This window comes from Streptomyces sp. NPDC057900 (assembly GCF_042887885.1).
Lineage (GTDB): Bacteria > Actinomycetota > Actinomycetes > Streptomycetales > Streptomycetaceae > Streptomyces.
In genome coordinates this window covers 525,634-540,256 of sequence record NZ_JBHVOI010000002.1, presented here as the reverse complement: position 1 = coordinate 540,256, position 14,623 = coordinate 525,634, and the positions used below count along the sequence as shown (strand labels likewise).

General features: G+C 66.7%; 22 protein-coding genes. 1 reads left to right on the top strand and 21 read right to left on the bottom strand.

What is annotated here, in order from left to right; translation table 11 throughout:
• Nucleotides 1-104: 104 nt before the first annotated feature.
• Nucleotides 105-1,724: an ABC-F family ATP-binding cassette domain-containing protein gene (locus ACFVQ0_RS09780; protein ID WP_390086273.1), complete on the bottom strand. Its 1,620-nt coding sequence runs from the start codon at nucleotides 1,722-1,724 to the stop codon at nucleotides 105-107.
• 67 nt (nucleotides 1,725-1,791) lie between these two features.
• On the opposite strand from ACFVQ0_RS09780, the gene ACFVQ0_RS09775 reads away from it, so the two are divergent.
• Complete coding sequence (locus ACFVQ0_RS09775) at nucleotides 1,792-2,646, top strand: hypothetical protein (RefSeq protein ID WP_390086271.1); 855 nt, start codon at nucleotides 1,792-1,794, stop codon at nucleotides 2,644-2,646.
• A 25-nt stretch (nucleotides 2,647-2,671) separates the two neighbouring features.
• Here ACFVQ0_RS09775 and truA read toward each other — a convergent pair whose 3' ends face one another.
• From truA to rplN, 20 genes are all read right to left on the bottom strand, one after another.
• Complete coding sequence (gene truA, locus ACFVQ0_RS09770) at nucleotides 2,672-3,526, bottom strand: tRNA pseudouridine(38-40) synthase TruA (protein ID WP_390086269.1); 855 nt, start codon at nucleotides 3,524-3,526, stop codon at nucleotides 2,672-2,674.
• A gap of 90 nt (nucleotides 3,527-3,616) precedes the next feature.
• Nucleotides 3,617-4,117, bottom strand: a complete 501-nt coding sequence (rplQ, locus tag ACFVQ0_RS09765) for a 50S ribosomal protein L17 (RefSeq protein ID WP_390086267.1) — start codon at nucleotides 4,115-4,117, stop codon at nucleotides 3,617-3,619.
• 202 nt (nucleotides 4,118-4,319) lie between these two features.
• Nucleotides 4,320-5,342: a DNA-directed RNA polymerase subunit alpha gene (locus ACFVQ0_RS09760; protein WP_024491600.1), complete on the bottom strand. Its 1,023-nt coding sequence runs from the start codon at nucleotides 5,340-5,342 to the stop codon at nucleotides 4,320-4,322.
• Nucleotides 5,343-5,479: 137 nt separating this feature from the next.
• Complete coding sequence (rpsK, locus tag ACFVQ0_RS09755; protein ID WP_003956432.1) at nucleotides 5,480-5,884, bottom strand: 30S ribosomal protein S11; 405 nt, start codon at nucleotides 5,882-5,884, stop codon at nucleotides 5,480-5,482.
• 105 nt (nucleotides 5,885-5,989) lie between these two features.
• Nucleotides 5,990-6,370, bottom strand: a complete 381-nt coding sequence (gene rpsM, locus ACFVQ0_RS09750) for a 30S ribosomal protein S13 (RefSeq protein ID WP_014047799.1) — start codon at nucleotides 6,368-6,370, stop codon at nucleotides 5,990-5,992.
• Between the two features lie 194 nt (nucleotides 6,371-6,564).
• A complete protein-coding gene (gene rpmJ, locus ACFVQ0_RS09745; protein ID WP_003956441.1) occupies nucleotides 6,565-6,678 on the bottom strand; it encodes a 50S ribosomal protein L36 in 114 nt (37 codons plus the stop codon).
• A 60-nt stretch (nucleotides 6,679-6,738) separates the two neighbouring features.
• On the bottom strand, nucleotides 6,739-6,960 hold the full coding sequence (gene infA, locus ACFVQ0_RS09740; RefSeq protein WP_014047798.1) for a translation initiation factor IF-1: 222 nt from the start codon (nucleotides 6,958-6,960) through the stop codon (nucleotides 6,739-6,741).
• A 172-nt stretch (nucleotides 6,961-7,132) separates the two neighbouring features.
• A complete protein-coding gene (map, locus tag ACFVQ0_RS09735) occupies nucleotides 7,133-7,969 on the bottom strand; it encodes a type I methionyl aminopeptidase (protein WP_311303761.1) in 837 nt (278 codons plus the stop codon).
• Nucleotides 7,970-8,095: 126 nt separating this feature from the next.
• Nucleotides 8,096-8,755 carry an adenylate kinase gene (locus tag ACFVQ0_RS09730; protein WP_073732674.1) on the bottom strand — a complete coding sequence of 220 codons (660 nt, stop codon included), beginning with the start codon at nucleotides 8,753-8,755 and terminating at the stop codon, nucleotides 8,096-8,098.
• Nucleotides 8,755-10,074: a preprotein translocase subunit SecY gene (gene secY / locus ACFVQ0_RS09725; protein ID WP_024491597.1), complete on the bottom strand. Its 1,320-nt coding sequence runs from the start codon at nucleotides 10,072-10,074 to the stop codon at nucleotides 8,755-8,757. The genes ACFVQ0_RS09730 and secY overlap by 1 nt, the downstream gene beginning before the upstream one ends.
• Before the next feature lie 224 nt (nucleotides 10,075-10,298).
• Entirely contained in the window at nucleotides 10,299-10,754 is a 456-nt protein-coding gene (rplO, locus tag ACFVQ0_RS09720; RefSeq protein WP_073732675.1) for a 50S ribosomal protein L15, read from the bottom strand.
• A gap of 1 nt (nucleotide 10,755) precedes the next feature.
• Nucleotides 10,756-10,938: a 50S ribosomal protein L30 gene (rpmD, locus tag ACFVQ0_RS09715; RefSeq protein ID WP_024491595.1), complete on the bottom strand. Its 183-nt coding sequence runs from the start codon at nucleotides 10,936-10,938 to the stop codon at nucleotides 10,756-10,758.
• Nucleotides 10,938-11,537 carry a 30S ribosomal protein S5 gene (rpsE, locus tag ACFVQ0_RS09710; RefSeq protein ID WP_024491594.1) on the bottom strand — a complete coding sequence of 200 codons (600 nt, stop codon included), beginning with the start codon at nucleotides 11,535-11,537 and terminating at the stop codon, nucleotides 10,938-10,940. Before rpsE ends, rpmD begins: the two co-directional genes overlap by 1 nt.
• A gap of 47 nt (nucleotides 11,538-11,584) precedes the next feature.
• Nucleotides 11,585-11,968 (bottom strand): 50S ribosomal protein L18, encoded by a 384-nt coding sequence (gene rplR / locus ACFVQ0_RS09705; RefSeq protein WP_024491593.1) that lies wholly within the window; start codon nucleotides 11,966-11,968, stop codon nucleotides 11,585-11,587.
• Between the two features lie 3 nt (nucleotides 11,969-11,971).
• The gene (gene rplF, locus ACFVQ0_RS09700; protein ID WP_311303763.1) at nucleotides 11,972-12,511 is read right to left on the bottom strand and encodes a 50S ribosomal protein L6; all 540 of its coding nucleotides are present in this window, start codon (nucleotides 12,509-12,511) and stop codon (nucleotides 11,972-11,974) included.
• 21 nt (nucleotides 12,512-12,532) lie between these two features.
• Nucleotides 12,533-12,931, bottom strand: a complete 399-nt coding sequence (gene rpsH, locus ACFVQ0_RS09695; RefSeq protein ID WP_024491591.1) for a 30S ribosomal protein S8 — start codon at nucleotides 12,929-12,931, stop codon at nucleotides 12,533-12,535.
• A gap of 224 nt (nucleotides 12,932-13,155) precedes the next feature.
• Complete coding sequence (locus ACFVQ0_RS09690) at nucleotides 13,156-13,341, bottom strand: type Z 30S ribosomal protein S14 (protein ID WP_024491590.1); 186 nt, start codon at nucleotides 13,339-13,341, stop codon at nucleotides 13,156-13,158.
• 2 nt (nucleotides 13,342-13,343) lie between these two features.
• Nucleotides 13,344-13,901 carry a 50S ribosomal protein L5 gene (gene rplE / locus ACFVQ0_RS09685; protein WP_018550615.1) on the bottom strand — a complete coding sequence of 186 codons (558 nt, stop codon included), beginning with the start codon at nucleotides 13,899-13,901 and terminating at the stop codon, nucleotides 13,344-13,346.
• A complete protein-coding gene (gene rplX, locus ACFVQ0_RS09680) occupies nucleotides 13,901-14,224 on the bottom strand; it encodes a 50S ribosomal protein L24 (RefSeq protein WP_018550616.1) in 324 nt (107 codons plus the stop codon). The genes rplE and rplX overlap by 1 nt, the downstream gene beginning before the upstream one ends.
• A gap of 2 nt (nucleotides 14,225-14,226) precedes the next feature.
• On the bottom strand, nucleotides 14,227-14,595 hold the full coding sequence (gene rplN / locus ACFVQ0_RS09675; RefSeq protein ID WP_003966950.1) for a 50S ribosomal protein L14: 369 nt from the start codon (nucleotides 14,593-14,595) through the stop codon (nucleotides 14,227-14,229).
• Between the last annotated feature and the right edge of the window lie 28 nt (nucleotides 14,596-14,623).

The following is a 14,623-nucleotide window of genomic DNA, read 5'->3' as shown; positions in this document are numbered from 1 at the left end:
GGACGGGTCAAAACGGTGCCCTCGGCCGGGGGGCGCGGGGTTCCTCGGCGCGGGATTCCGTCCTCAATCGCCGGACGGGCCCCCGTACCCCGGACCGGCGCACCTCACCGAGCCCGTGACACCCGGCGCTCGTCCCAGACCGGCTCCGCCGTCTCCCGTACGACCCCGTCGGAGCCGAAGACCAGGTACCGGTCGAAGGACTTCGCGAACCAGCGGTCGTGCGTGACGGCCATCACCGTGCCGTCGTACACCTCAAGGCCGTCCTGGAGCGCCTCGGCCGACTCCAGGTCCAGGTTGTCCGTCGGCTCGTCCAGCAGCAGCGCGGTCGTACCGGCCAGCTCCAGGAGCAGGATCTGGAAGCGCGCCTGCTGCCCGCCGGACAGCTTCTCGAAGGGCTGGTCGCCCTGCCGCTCCAGCTCGTACCGCCGCAGCACCGACATCGCGCCGCCCCGGTCCTTCGCCTGCTCCGTCCACAGGATCTCGACGAGGGTCTTACCGAGCAGCTCCGGGTGGGCGTGGGTCTGCGCGAAGTGCCCGGCCACCACCCTCGCCCCGAGCTTCCACTCCCCCGTGTGCGCCACCGGCTCGCCGGCCAGCAGCCGCAGGAAGTGCGACTTGCCCGACCCGTTGGAGCCGAGGACGGCGACCCGTTCCCCGTAGAAGATCTCCAGGTCGAACGGCTTCATCAGGCCGGTCAGCTCCAGGTTCTTGCAGGTCACCGCCCGCATACCGGTCCGGCCACCGCGCAGCCGCATCCGGATGTCCTGCTCGCGGGGCGGCTCCGGCGGCGGGCCGGCGTCCTCGAACTTCTTGAACCGGGTCTGCATCGCGTGGTAGCGGTTCGCCATGTCGGGGCTGTTCGCCGCCTGCTGCCGCATCCGCAGGACGAGCGCCTTCAGCCGGGCGTGCTCCTCCTCCCAGCGCCGCAGCAGCTCCTCGAAGCGCGCGAACCGCTCCTTGCGGGCCTGGTGGTACGTGGCGAAGCCGCCACCGTGCACCCATACGTCGCTGCCGGCCGCGCTGGGCTCCACGCTGACGATCTTCTCCGCGGCCCGGGACAGCAGCTCCCGGTCGTGGGAGACGAAGAGGACCGTCTTACGGGTCTCCTTCAGCTTCTCCTCCAGCCAGCGCTTGCCGGGGACGTCCAGATAGTTGTCCGGCTCGTCGAGCAGCAGCACCTCGTCTGGCCCGCGCAGCAGCGCCTCCAGGACCAGCCGCTTCTGCTCACCGCCCGAGAGTGTGCGCACCTCGCGCCACTGCGCCTTCTCGTACGGGACGCCGAGCGCCGCCGTCGTGCACATGTCCCAGACGGTCTCGGCCTCGTACCCGCGCGCCTCCGCCCAGTCGCTGAGCGCCTGCGCGTACGCCATCTGCGCGGCCTCGTCGTCCACGGTGAGGATCTTCTCCTCGGCGCGGTCGACGGCCAGCGCGGCTTCCCGGATGCGGGGCTGGGCGACGGAGACCAGCAGGTCGCGCACGGTGCGTTCGTCGCGTACCGAGCCGACGAACTGCTGCATCACGCCGAGCCCGCCGCTCACCGAGACCGAGCCGCCGTGCGGCTGAAGCTCACCGGCGAGCAGCCGCAGCAGCGTGGTCTTCCCGGCGCCGTTCGCCCCGACGAGGGCGACCACCGCGCCGTCCGCCACGCGGAACGAAGCATCGCCGAGCAGCACCCGCCCGTCCGGTAGGTAGTACTCCAGATGGCCTGCTTCAAGATGTCCCATACACAGCATTGTCACGGCCAGCGAAGCTCTGGCCCAACAGGTTTGTGTTCCGTCTAGGATTCGCCGCATGAGCTTTGGGCAAGGGGGGCCCTCCTGGGGGCCAGGGGAGAGCGGTACTCCGGACTGGTCGGCCCTGGCCGACCAGTCCGCGGCGCGGACCAGGCGCAAGCGGTGGCTGCTGATCGGCGGGGGCGCGCTGGCCACCGCCGCCGTCGCCGCGATCGTGGCGACGGCGGTCATCAAGACCAACAAGGACGACACCGGCGCCTCCGGGGGCAAGGACGCGAGCCAGCTGCCGTCGGCGACGGACCTGCCGAGCCAGACGGCCGAGCCCGAGCCGTCCTTCTCCGCGGTGCAGCCGCCGCCACCGCCGGACCCCAAGGACTACATATCCGACGCGAAGAAGGACCGGGCGCCCATCAGCGCCGACGCCTTCTTCCCCGGCAAGCAGCTCAAGATGGGCGACCGCGTCTATGCCAAGGGCGCCACGGACCGCACCACGAAGTGCGCCGCCACCACCCAGGGCGCACTCGGCTCGATCCTCGTCAACAACGGCTGCGACCAGGTCATCCGGGCCACCTACAGCCGCGGCGGCGTCGCGGTGACGATCGGGCTGGCGGTCTTCGAGACCGAGGCCCAGGCCAGGAAGACCGCCCAGCAGGCATCCGGCAGCGTCGCGTCACTGAGCGGCGCGGGCGTGCCGACCTTCTGCCGGGGCGGCGCCGTCTGCCGCCGTACGACCAACTACTACGGCCGGTACGTCTACTTCGCGATCAGCGGCTTCACCAACGGCAAGAGCGTCACCAAGGCCGACAAGAACGTGTTCACCGTGGGGAACGACCTCACGGACTTCACGTTCCGCCAGATCCGCCACCGCGGCGAGGTCCAGGCCTCTGCCGCCGCCACCGCCCCCACCACCTGACGCCCCGCCGCCCGGGGCCGGCCGCTCAGCAGCAGCCGGCCCCCGGCAGGGTCCGTACGTTACGGGCCTCCACCGCCCGCGCGGCCAGCAACTCGTCGGCCGGGTAGGCCACTTCCTCCAGCGTCAGCCCGTGCGGCCGCACCACGTGCACCCCGGGGTCGCGCACCCGCGCGGCGAGCACCTCGGCCGGCCAGCCGGACGGGCGCCGCCCGTCCCCCACGAACAGGGCCGCCCCGATCAGCGCCCGCACCATGTTGTGGCAGAACGCGTCGGCCTGCACCGTCGCCGTCATCACGCCCGACGCCTCGTCACGTACCCAACTGAGCTGCTGGAGGGTGCGGATGGTCGTCGCGCCCTCGCGCTTCTTGCAGTACGCGGCGAAGTCGTGCTCGCCGGTCATCAGCGCCGCCGCCTCGTTCATCGCATCGATGTCCAACGGCCGGTCGTGCCACAGAACATGACCCCGGATCAGCGGGTCGACGCCGCCCGGCCGGTCCGCGACCCGGTACGCGTACCTGCGCCACAGCGCCGAGAAGCGCGCGTTGAACCCCGCCGGGGCCTCCGCGATCCGCATGATCCGCACATCGGGCGCCATCCGCCCGGCCATCCGCCGCAGCAGCTTGTCCGCGTGCTCGGCCCACACCCCGGAGGGCAGGTCCACATGCGCGACCTGGCCACGCGCGTGCACCCCGGCATCGGTGCGCCCGGCCACGGTCAGGTCGTACGTCCGCGAGGAGCGCGTCACGGTGCGCAGGGCGTCCTCGATCTCCCCCTGGACGGTGCGCCGGCTCGTCTGCTTCGCCCAACCGGAGAAGTCCTTGCCGTCGTAGGCCAGGTCCAGCCGCACCCGTACGAAACCGGGCTCCACCACGTCACTCACACCAGCGGTCCTTTCAAGATCCGTACACAGCGGAACGGGCCCGCACCGCCCCGAAGGGTGATGCGGGCCCGTCCAGAGGTCTCAGAACGCTCAGGCGTCCTTGGACTCCTCGGCGTCGGCCGGCTTGGCGTCCTCGACGGACTCGACCGGGGTCTCGTCCTTCTTGGCCGCGTCTTCCTTGACCGCACGCTTCGTGGCGGCCTCGGCCTCACCGGTGGCGGCCTGCGCCACGGTCAGGGCCTCGACCAGCTCGATGACGGCCATCGGGGCGTTGTCGCCACGACGGTTGCCGATCTTGGTGATACGGGTGTAACCACCGGGGCGGTTCTCGTACCGCGGGGCGATCTCGGTGAAGAGCGTGTGGACGACGCCCTTGTCCGTGATCGACTGCAGCACCAGGCGACGGTTGTGGATGTCGCCCTTCTTCGCCTTGGTGATGAAACGCTCGGCGACCGGACGCAGGCGGCGGGCCTTGGCCTCGGTCGTGGTGATGCGGCCGTGCTCGAACAGCGACTTCGCGAGGTTGTTGAGAAGAAGCTTCTCGTGCGCAGCGCTGCCGCCCAGACGGGCGCCCTTGGCGGGCTGAGGCATGGTATTTCTCCTTGTGTGCTGCACCGGCCGTATCAGGTACCGGTGTCAGTTCCCGCGCGGCGGTCGCCGCACGGAAGTCTTACGAGCCTTACGGCTGTCATCGGACATCAGCCCGAATATCAAGCCCGTCCGGCGATTGAGGACAAAGTCCCCGCCCGGTCCGGGGCACGCGACAACACCACGCACCCCAGCCGGAGGCGGCTCAGTACTGCTCGGTCTCCACGAAACCCGCGTCCGCGTCGTCGTCCGCGCCGAACGCGTCCGCCGCGGCGGTCGGGTCGAAGCCGGGAGGCGAGTCCTTCAGCGCCAGGCCCATACCGGCCAGCTTCGCCTTGACCTCGTCGATCGACTTCGCACCGAAGTTGCGGATGTCGAGCAGGTCCGCCTCGGAGCGGGCCACGAGCTCGCCCACCGAGTGGATGCCCTCGCGCTTGAGGCAGTTGTACGAGCGGACCGTGAGCTCCAGCTCCTCGATCGGCAGCGCCAGATCGGCGGCCAGGGCCGCGTCCGTCGGCGAGGGGCCCATGTCGATGCCCTCGGCGTCGATGTTGAGCTCGCGCGCCAGACCGAACAGCTCGACCAGGGTCTTACCGGCCGACGCCATGGCGTCACGGGGACGCATGGCCTGCTTGGTCTCGACGTCGACGATCAGCTTGTCGAAGTCGGTGCGCTGCTCGACACGGGTCGCCTCGACCTTGTACGTGACCTTGAGCACCGGGGAGTAGATGGAGTCGACCGGGATCCGGCCGATCTCCTGGCCCACCTGCTTGTTCTGGACGGCGGAGACGTAACCGCGACCGCGCTCGACGGTCAGCTCCATCTCCAGCTTGCCCTTGCCGTTCAGGGTGGCCATGACGAGGTCCGGGTTGTGGACCTCGACACCGGCCGGCGGGGCGATGTCGGCAGCGGTGACCAGGCCGGGGCCCTGCTTGCGCAGGTACATCACGACCGGCTCGTCGTGCTCCGAGGAGACGACCAGCTGCTTGATGTTGAGGATGAGGTCGGTGACGTCCTCCTTGACACCCGGCACGGTGGTGAACTCGTGCAGAACGCCGTCGATCCGGATGCTGGTGACAGCGGCGCCCGGGATCGAGGAGAGGAGCGTACGGCGAAGAGAGTTACCGAGCGTGTAACCGAAACCCGGCTCCAGCGGCTCGATGACGAACCGCGAACGGAACTCGTCGACGACCTCTTCGGTCAGCGACGGACGCTGAGCGATAAGCATGTGTGAATCCTTCAGTCGTGGGCGACCACTATTTGACGCCCGACAGATGAAACAAGGATACGGGCGGCACACCCCCGTAGGGGGCATACCGCCCGTACCCACGCTACTGACGCACGGCCGTCACCGGCCGTGGCGGATCAGACGCGGCGACGCTTCGGCGGACGGCAGCCGTTGTGCGGCGTCGGGGTGACGTCCTGGATCGAACCGACCTCAAGGCCCGTGGCCTGGAGGGAGCGGATCGCGGTCTCGCGGCCGGAGCCCGGACCCTTCACGAAGACGTCAACCTTGCGCATGCCGTGCTCCTGCGCGCGGCGGGCGGCCGACTCGGCGGCCATCTGCGCGGCGAAGGGGGTGGACTTGCGCGAGCCCTTGAAGCCGACGTGGCCGGCGGAGGCCCAGGAGATCACGTTGCCCGAGGGGTCCGTGATCGAGACGATGGTGTTGTTGAACGTGCTCTTGATGTGCGCGTGGCCGTGAGCGACGTTCTTCTTTTCCTTGCGACGCACCTTCTTGGCTGCGCCCTGACGACCCTTGGGGGGCATGTCTTTACTCCAGATGGAGAGGGGAGGTGATCGGTCCTACAGCGAAGACCGCTGGATGCTGCGGATGCCCGGGGACCCGGACGTTCGCAGTGCGTCCGCTGAGGACTACTTCTTGCCCGGCTTCTTCTTACCGGCGATCGCGCGACGCGGGCCCTTGCGGGTACGCGCGTTCGTGCTGGTGCGCTGACCGTGCACCGGCAGACCACGGCGGTGACGAATGCCCTGGTAGCAGCCGATCTCGATCTTGCGGCGGATGTCGCCCTGGATCTCGCGGCGGAGGTCACCCTCGGTGCGGAGGTTGGCGTCCACGTACTCGCGGATCTTGACCAGGTCTTCCTCGGCCAGGTCACGAACGCGGGTGTTCGGGTTCACGCCGGTGGTGGCGAGGATCTCCTTGGACCGGGTGCGCCCGATACCGAAGACGTAGGTGAGGGCAACCTCCACGCGCTTTTCGCGCGGGATGTCAACACCTGAAACGCGTGCCATTCAATGGCTCCAGTTGTTATTTCGGGGGTCTTCCGCAGTGCCGCTCCCGACCGCCGACCGCTCACTCGGAGCCGGTGGTACGCCCGGGTCTCCGGCCCCCGCCGGAGGTGTCGTCAGCCGTGGCTTGGACGGGCACTGCGTATGTACGTTTACGTGCGTCGCGCGAAGTACTGCGAGATGCAGGGGGTCGTGCGTCAGCCCTGGCGCTGCTTGTGGCGCAGGTTGTCGCAGATGACCATGACCCGACCGTGACGGCGGATCACCTTGCACTTGTCGCAGATCTTCTTGACGCTCGGCTTGACCTTCATGGGATGTCAGGTTCTCCGGGTCAGTGCCAGCACCCCGCCGAAGCGGAATGTGGGCAAGATCTACTTGTAGCGGTAGACGATCCGGCCACGCGTCAGGTCGTACGGGGAGAGCTCCACGACGACCCGGTCATCGGGAAGGATTCGGATGTAGTGCATCCGCATCTTCCCGCTGATGTGCGCGAGGACCTTGTGACCGTTCTGGAGCTCCACCCTGAACATGGCGTTCGGGAGAGACTCGATCACGGTGCCCTCAATTTCGATGGCACCTTGCTTCTTGGCCACGCTTCGCCTTTCGAATCGGCTACCTTGATCGGCTCCGTACCTTCGTGTGCATACATACGGGCACACTGATGCACGAGAGCCGACGAGTCAGTCTACGTCAGCGGACTCCAAAAGACGAATCCGTCAAGTTTGCCCAGCGCAGGAGATCCTTAGACCTCCTGACCGTCCTCAATCACCCCAGCGGGTCGGGCGCCGCCTCAATGCCGTACTGCGCGAGCTTCTCGCGGCCGCAGTCCGGTGCGGTGAGCACCAAGGGGCCCTGCTCCGTGAGGGCGATGGAGTGCTCCCAGTGGGAGGACCAGCTGCCGTCGGGGGTGATGACCGTCCACTCGTCCTCCAGCACCTCGGTGCGGGCCGTGCCGAGCGAGACCATGGGCTCGATCGCCAGGCAGACACCGGGGACCAGCTTGATGCCCTTGCCGCGCTTGCGGGAGACGTAGTTCAGCAGGTGCGGGTCCATGTGCATCTCGGTGCCGATGCCGTGGCCGCCGTAGTCCTCGACGATCCCGTACTTGCCGGTCGACGGGCGGGGCTGGCGCCGGATGTAGGACTCGATCGCCTTCGAGATGTCGACCAGCCGGTTGTTCACCTTCATCGCGGCGATGCCGGCCCACATCGACTCCTCGGTCACCCGGGACAGCTCGATGAGCTCCGGAGCGTGACCGGTGCCGACGAAGGCCGTGTACGCGGCGTCGCCGTGCCAGCCGTCGATGATCGCGCCGGCGTCGATGGAGATGATGTCGCCGTCCTTGAGGACGGTCTTCTCGTCCGGGATGCCGTGGACGACGACCTCGTTGACCGAGGTGCAGATCGTCGCGGGGAATCCGCCGTAACCGAGGAAGTTCGACTTCGCACCGTGCTCGTCGATCACCTTGCGGGCGACCTGGTCCAGGTCCAGCGTGGTGGCGCCGGGAACGGCGGCCTCTCGGGTGGCCGCGTGAATGGCAGCGACCACCAGCCCCGCCTCACGCATCTTCGCGATCTGCTCGGGGGTCTTGATCTGCACCATTGCGCGGCGCCTTTCTGGATACGGGACGGGGCGGCGTATCAACGATACGACCACAAACAGTCGGCCGCGGCGCCCATGGGCGTCGCGGCCGACTGCACAAGTACTACGGGTTCTACTGCTTCGCCGTCAGCCCTCGTCGGACTTCTTCAGCGCCTCCATGGCCCGCTCGGTCACATCGGTGACCTTGCCGAGCGCGGAGATGGTGACCACCAGGTCCTGGGCCCTGTAGTAGTCGATGATCGGCTCGGTCTGCGTGTGGTAGACCTCCAGCCGGGTGCGGACCGTCTCTTCGCTGTCGTCGTCGCGCTGGTACAGCTCGCCGCCGCAGGTGTCGCAGACACCCTCGGTCTTCGGCGGGTTGTACGTCACGTGGAACACGTGCGCGCTCTCGTTGCGGCAGATACGACGGCCGGCGATCCGCTTCACGACCTCGTCCTCGGGGACTTCGAGATCGAGAACCGCGTCCAGCTTTACGCCCTCGTCCTTGAGCATCACATCCAGGGCCTCGGCCTGGCCCACGTTGCGCGGGAAGCCGTCGAGCAGGAAGCCGTTGACCGCGTCCGACTGGGACATCCGGTCCTTGGCCATCCCGATCGTGACCTCGTCCGGCACCAGCTGTCCCGCGTCCATGTAGGCGCGGGCCTGCTTGCCAAGGTCAGTGCCCTGGCTGATGTTGGCGCGGAAGAGGTCGCCCGTGGAGATGTGCGGAATCGACAGGTTCTTGGCAAGGTACGCAGCCTGCGTTCCCTTGCCGGCACCCGGCGGGCCGACGAGGACGATTCGCATCAGCGGAGGAACCCTTCGTAATTGCGCTGCTGGAGCTGACTCTCAATCTGCTTCACGGTTTCCAGACCCACACCCACGATGATGAGGATGCTCGTCCCGCCGAACGGGAAGTTCTGGTTAGCGCCACCGAAGCCTGCCAACGCCATCGTTGGCACCAGAGCGATCAGACCCAGGTACAGCGAGCCCGGCCAAGTGATCCTGTTGAGCACGTAGCTCAGGTACTCGGCAGTAGGTCGACCAGCCCGGATACCCGGGATGAAGCCACCATACTTCTTCATGTTGTCCGCGACTTCCTCGGGGTTGAACGAAATCGCCACATAGAAGAAGGCGAAGAAGACGATCAACAGGAAGTACGCGGTGATGTAGTACGGGTGGTCGCCCTTGACGAAGTGGTCCTTGATCCAGGTCGCCCAAGCCGCTTGGGAGTTGGAGAACTGGACGATCAGGGCCGGGATGTAGAGCAGCGAAGAAGCGAAGATGACGGGAATCACACCCGCCTGGTTCACCTTCAGCGGGATGTAGGTGGACGTACCACCGTAGGACCTGCGGCCGATCATGCGCTTCGCGTACTGAACCGGAATGCGGCGCTGGGCCTGCTCGACGAAGACCACGAGGGCCACCATCACGAAACCGATCAGGATGACGGTGCCGAACTCGATCCAGCCGTCCGCGAGCTTGCCGCTCGTCTTGATGGCCCACAGGGCGCCGGGGAAGCTGGCGGCGATCGAGATGAACATCAGGATCGACATGCCGTTGCCGATGCCGCGGTCGGTGATCAGCTCACCGAGCCACATGACGGCGGCCGTGCCGGCGGTCATCGTGATGACCATCGTGATGGTCGTGAACAGCGACTGGTTCGGGACGATCTGGTCGGCGACCGGGCAGCCGCTGAAAAGGGCTCCGCTGCGTGCGGTGGCCACCAGGCCGGTGCCCTGGAGGATGGCGAGCGCGACCGTCAGATAACGCGTGTACTGCGTGATCTTGGCCTGGCCGGACTGCCCCTCCTTCTTGAGCGCCTCTAGTCGGGGAATCACCACGGTCAGCAGCTGAAGAATGATGCTGGCCGTGATGTACGGCATGATGCCGAGCGCGAAGATCGTGATCTGCAGCAGTGCACCACCGCTGAACATGTTCACCAGGCCGAAGAGGCTGTTATTGCCCTTGCTTGCCTGATCAACACAGGTCTGGACGTTCTCGTAGCTCACCCCCGGGACCGGGATGTGCGCCCCGAGCCGGTAGAGCACGATGATGCCGAGCGTGAAGAACAGCTTCTTGCGCAGGTCGGGCGTCTTGAACGCCCGGGCGAACGCGGTGAGCACGGTGCCTCCTGCGACCCCCGCGCAATGCGTAGAGGTGACGGTCTTGAGGATTGACGAATACGTAACAGTCAAAGGTCCCCGGACGACATGCGTCCAGGGCTTACCACAGCAACGGACGCCACCTTACCGGCGTACATGCCCCCCTAGGAACGACCAACCGGGGATGCCCCATATGAGAGGCATCCCCGGTCGGATGTTCAGGCCACCTATGTGTCCGAGTTGTCTCAGACCAGCTCGGTGACGGTGCCGCCCGCGGCGGCGATCTTCTCCTTGGCGGAGCCGGAGACGGCGTCAACCGAAACCTGCAGCGCCACGGAGATCTCGCCCTGTCCGAGGACCTTGACGAGGTGGTTGTTGCGCACAGCGCCCTTGGCGACCAGACCGGCCACCGTGACCTCTCCACCCTCGGGGTAGAGCGTCGCGAGCTTGTCCAGGTTCACGACCTGGTACTCCGTGCGGAACGGGTTCTTGAAGCCCTTGAGCTTCGGGAGACGCATGTGGAGGGGCATCTGCCCACCCTCGAAGCGCTCCGGAACCTGGTAGCGGGCCTTGGTGCCCTTGGTGCCACGTCCGGCGGTCTTACCCTTGGACGCCTCGCCTCGACCCACGCGGGTCTTGGCGGTCTTGGCGCCCGGGGCAGGCCGGAGGTCGTGGGCCTTCAGCGGCTGGTTCTCCGCCATGTCAGTCGACCTCCTCAACCGTCACGAGGTGGCGGACGGTGTTAGCCATTCCGCGGAACTCGGGGCGGTCCTCCTTGACAACCACGTCGTGCAGGCGCTTGAGCCCGAGCGAACGAAGGGTGTCGCGGTGGTTCTGCTTGCTGCCGATGTACGACTTGGTCTGCGTGATCTTGAGGCGAGCCATCACACACCCGCCGCTCGGGCACGGAGGAGAGCGGCCGGGGCCACGTCCTCAAGCGGCAGACCGCGGCGGGCCGCGATCTCCTCGGGACGCTGCAGGCCCTGGAGGGCCGCCACCGTCGCGTGCACGATGTTGATCGGGTTCGAAGAACCGAGCGACTTCGACAGGATGTCGTGAACGCCGGCGCACTCAAGAACGGCGCGCACGGGGCCACCCGCGATCACACCGGTACCGGGGGAAGCAGGCTTGAGCAGGACAACGCCCGCGGCCTTCTCGCCCTGGATCGGGTGGGGGATGGTGCCCTGGATACGCGGAACCTTGAAGAAGCTCTTCTTGGCCTCTTCAACGCCCTTGGCGATGGCCGCGGGAACTTCCTTGGCCTTGCCGTATCCGACACCGACGCTGCCGTCACCGTCGCCCACCACGACCAGCGCGGTGAAGCTGAAGCGACGACCACCCTTCACGACCTTGGCGACACGGTTGATCGCGACGACACGCTCGACGTACGCGGTCTTCTCGGCGGCGCTGGCGCCGTCACGGCCCTTCCGGTCCCGCCGCTCGCCGCCACCGGCACCGCTTCCGCGGCGCTGGGGTCCAGCCATTGGAATTACCTCTCTCTGTTACGTCCGCTGTGCGTAGGAACCGGGGCTTAGAACTTCAGCCCGGCTTCACGGGCGGCGTCAGCCAGAGCGGCAATCCGCCCGGCGTACTGGTTGCCACCGCGGTCAAACACGACGGCCTCGACGCCTGCGGCCTTGGCGCGCTCGGCGACCAGGGCCCCGACCTGCTTGGCGAGGGCGCTCTTGTCACCCTCGACGCCGCGGATGGAAGCGTCGAGCGTCGACGCCGACGCGAGCGTGTGGCCCGCGATGTCGTCGATGACCTGAGCGACCATGTGGCGGTTCGAACGCGTCACAACCAAGCGCGGACGCTCGGGCGAACCGGAGATGTGCTTCCGGACGCGGATGTGGCGGCGCTTGAGGGCGGCACGCTTGTAGGCGTCGCCCTTGGCGATCTTTACACCGTATGCCATGGCTTACTTACCCGCCTTTCCGACCTTGCGGCGGATAACCTCGCCGGCGTACTTGACGCCCTTGGCCTTGTACGGGTCGGGCTTCCGCAGCTTGCGGATCTTCGCCGAGACCTCGCCGACCTTCTGCTTGTCGATGCCCTCGACAGTGAACTTCGTGGGCGACTCGACCTTGAAGGTGATGCCTTCGGGGGCCTCGATGAGGATCGGGTGGCTGTAGCCCAGGGCGAACTCCAGGTTGGAGCCCTTCGCCTGGACTCGGTAACCGACACCGCTGATTTCGAGCGCCTTGATGTATCCCGTGGTCACGCCGGTGATCATGTTCGCCACCAGCGTGCGGGACAGGCCGTGAAGGGCCTTGTTCTGACGCTCGTCGTTCGGGCGGACGACGTTCAGAACGCCGTCCTCACCCTTGGTGACCTCGATCGGCGCGGCGACGGTGTGCGAGAGGGAACCCTTGGGGCCCTTCACCGCGACCGTGCGGCCATCGATGGTGACGTCCACACCGGCGGGAACCTGGATGGGGAGCTTGCCGATTCGCGACATGAGCTTTTCCTCCGTTCCCGACTACCAGACGTAGGCGAGGACTTCCCCACCTACGCCCTTCTTGCTGGCCTGCTGGCCGGTCAGGAGACCGTGGGACGTGGAGATGATCGCCACGCCCAGGCCGCCCAGAACCTTCGGCAGATTGGTGGACTTTGCGTATACACGCAGACCCGGCTTCGAAATACGCTTGATGCCGGCGATCGAACGCTCGCGGTTCGGACCGAACTTCAGGTCGAGAACGAGGCTCTTGCCGACCTCGGCGTCCTCGACCTTCCAGCCGGTGATGAAGCCCTCCTGCTGGAGGATCTCCGCGATGTGCGACTTGATCTTGCTGTGCGGCATCTTGACGTCGTCGTGATACGCCGAGTTCGCGTTACGCAGACGCGTGAGCATGTCTGCGATGGGATCAGTCATGGTCATGAGTTGGCCTTCGGCCTCTCTCGCCGGGGTTTCCTGTATGCGCCATCCCTCTCCCCACTCAGTGGCGGGACGGGTGCGGTGCGGGGACCTACGGCGTAGTAAGTCGGTCTAGGGCGGCAGGCGCCCAACCACACAAGCCTACGGCATGTGGGGCCGGGCTCCTGCCGACCAGATACTTACCGAGAGCTTCCGGATAATCCCAACGCCCAGAGGGCGAAGGAGGATTACCAGGAGCTCTTGGTCACGCCCGGCAGCTCGCCACGGTGAGCCATCTCACGAAGGCACACGCGGCACAGGCCGAACTTGCGGTAGACGGAGTGGGGCCGGCCGCAGCGCTGGCAGCGGGTGTACCCGCGGACGCCGAACTTCGGCTTGCGGGCGGCCTTAGCGATCAGGGACTTCTTCGCCACGGTCAGTTCTCCTTGAACGGGAAGCCGAGGTGACGAAGGAGGGCACGACCCTCGTCGTCATTGGTCGCCGTGGTGACCACGGTGATGTCCATGCCCCGGACCCGGTCGATCTTGTCCTGGTCGATCTCGTGGAACATGACCTGCTCCGTGAGACCGAAGGTGTAGTTGCCACGGCCGTCGAACTGCTTCGGCGACAGGCCACGGAAGTCACGGATACGCGGAAGCGCGAGCGACAGCGTACGGTCCAGGAACTCCCACATGCGGTCACCGCGGAGGGTGACGTGGCAGCCGATCGGCTGCCCCTCGCGCAGCTTGAACTGCGCGATCGACTTGCGGGCCTTGGTGACGGCGGGCTTCTGGCCGGTGATCGTGGTGAGGTCGCGCACGGCGCCATCGATCAGCTTGGAGTCGCGGGCGGCGTCGCCCACACCCATGTTGACCACGATCTTGACCAGACCGGGGATCTGCATGACGTTCTCGTAGGAGAACTCCTCACGCAGCTTGCCGGCGATTTCCTCGCGGTAGCGCGTCTTGAGACGCGGCGCTGTGGTGGTAGTCATCAGATGTCCTCACCGGTGCGCTTGGCAACGCGGATCTTGTTGCCCTCGTCGTCAAAGCGGTAGCCGACGCGAGTAACGACCTTGTTGCCGTCCTTCTCAACAACCAGCTGCACGTTGCTGACGTGGACGGGGGCCTCGGTCGTCACAATGCCACCGGTCTGCGAACCGCGAGCGGTCTGACCGGCCTTCGTGTGCTTCTTGACCCGGTTGACACCCTCGACGAGGACGCGGTCCTGAGCAGGGTAGGCAACGATGACCTTGCCCTGCTTGCCCTTGTCCTTACCGGTGATGACCTGAACCAGGTCGCCCTTCTTGATCTTCATGCTTACAGCACCTCCGGCGCGAGCGAGATGATCTTCATGAACTTCTTCTCGCGCAGCTCACGGCCCACCGGGCCGAAGATACGGGTGCCGCGGGGGTCGCCGTCGTTCTTGAGAATGACAGCGGCGTTCTCGTCGAAGCGGATGTACGAGCCATCCTGACGACGACGCTCCTTGACGGTGCGAACGATGACGGCCTTGACGACGTCACCCTTCTTCACGTTGCCACCGGGGATCGCGTCCTTGACGGTGGCGACGATGACGTCACCGATGCCCGCGTAGCGGCGACCCGAGCCACCGAGAACACGGATGGTGAGAATTTCCTTCGCACCCGTGTTGTCGGCGACGCGCAGTCGCGACTCCTGCTGGATCACGTCTATCTCCTGATCGTCTGCCGGTTCC

Bases quoted from the DNA above. Each gene is read 5' to 3' on its own strand.
- ACFVQ0_RS09780 (WP_390086273.1), bottom strand. From the start codon at position 1,724: ATGGGACATCTTGAAGCAGGCCATCTGGAGTACTACCTACCGGACGGG.
- ACFVQ0_RS09775 (WP_390086271.1), top strand. From the start codon at position 1,792: ATGAGCTTTGGGCAAGGGGGGCCCTCCTGGGGGCCAGGGGAGAGCGGT.
- rplQ (WP_390086267.1), bottom strand. From the start codon at position 4,117: ATGCCTCAGCCCGCCAAGGGCGCCCGTCTGGGCGGCAGCGCTGCGCAC.
- ACFVQ0_RS09760 (WP_024491600.1), bottom strand. From the start codon at position 5,342: ATGCTTATCGCTCAGCGTCCGTCGCTGACCGAAGAGGTCGTCGACGAG.
- rpsK (WP_003956432.1), bottom strand. From the start codon at position 5,884: ATGCCCCCCAAGGGTCGTCAGGGCGCAGCCAAGAAGGTGCGTCGCAAG.
- rpsM (WP_014047799.1), bottom strand. From the start codon at position 6,370: ATGGCACGCGTTTCAGGTGTTGACATCCCGCGCGAAAAGCGCGTGGAG.
- rpmJ (WP_003956441.1), bottom strand. From the start codon at position 6,678: ATGAAGGTCAAGCCGAGCGTCAAGAAGATCTGCGACAAGTGCAAGGTG.
- map (WP_311303761.1), bottom strand. From the start codon at position 7,969: ATGGTGCAGATCAAGACCCCCGAGCAGATCGCGAAGATGCGTGAGGCG.
- ACFVQ0_RS09730 (WP_073732674.1), bottom strand. From the start codon at position 8,755: ATGCGAATCGTCCTCGTCGGCCCGCCGGGTGCCGGCAAGGGAACGCAG.
- rplO (WP_073732675.1), bottom strand. From the start codon at position 10,754: ATGGCGGAGAACCAGCCGCTGAAGGCCCACGACCTCCGGCCTGCCCCG.
- rpmD (WP_024491595.1), bottom strand. From the start codon at position 10,938: ATGGCTCGCCTCAAGATCACGCAGACCAAGTCGTACATCGGCAGCAAG.
- rpsE (WP_024491594.1), bottom strand. From the start codon at position 11,537: ATGGCTGGACCCCAGCGCCGCGGAAGCGGTGCCGGTGGCGGCGAGCGG.
- rplR (WP_024491593.1), bottom strand. From the start codon at position 11,968: ATGGCATACGGTGTAAAGATCGCCAAGGGCGACGCCTACAAGCGTGCC.
- rplF (WP_311303763.1), bottom strand. From the start codon at position 12,511: ATGTCGCGAATCGGCAAGCTCCCCATCCAGGTTCCCGCCGGTGTGGAC.
- rpsH (WP_024491591.1), bottom strand. From the start codon at position 12,931: ATGACCATGACTGATCCCATCGCAGACATGCTCACGCGTCTGCGTAAC.
- rplE (WP_018550615.1), bottom strand. From the start codon at position 13,901: ATGACTACCACCACAGCGCCGCGTCTCAAGACGCGCTACCGCGAGGAA.
- rplX (WP_018550616.1), bottom strand. From the start codon at position 14,224: ATGAAGATCAAGAAGGGCGACCTGGTTCAGGTCATCACCGGTAAGGAC.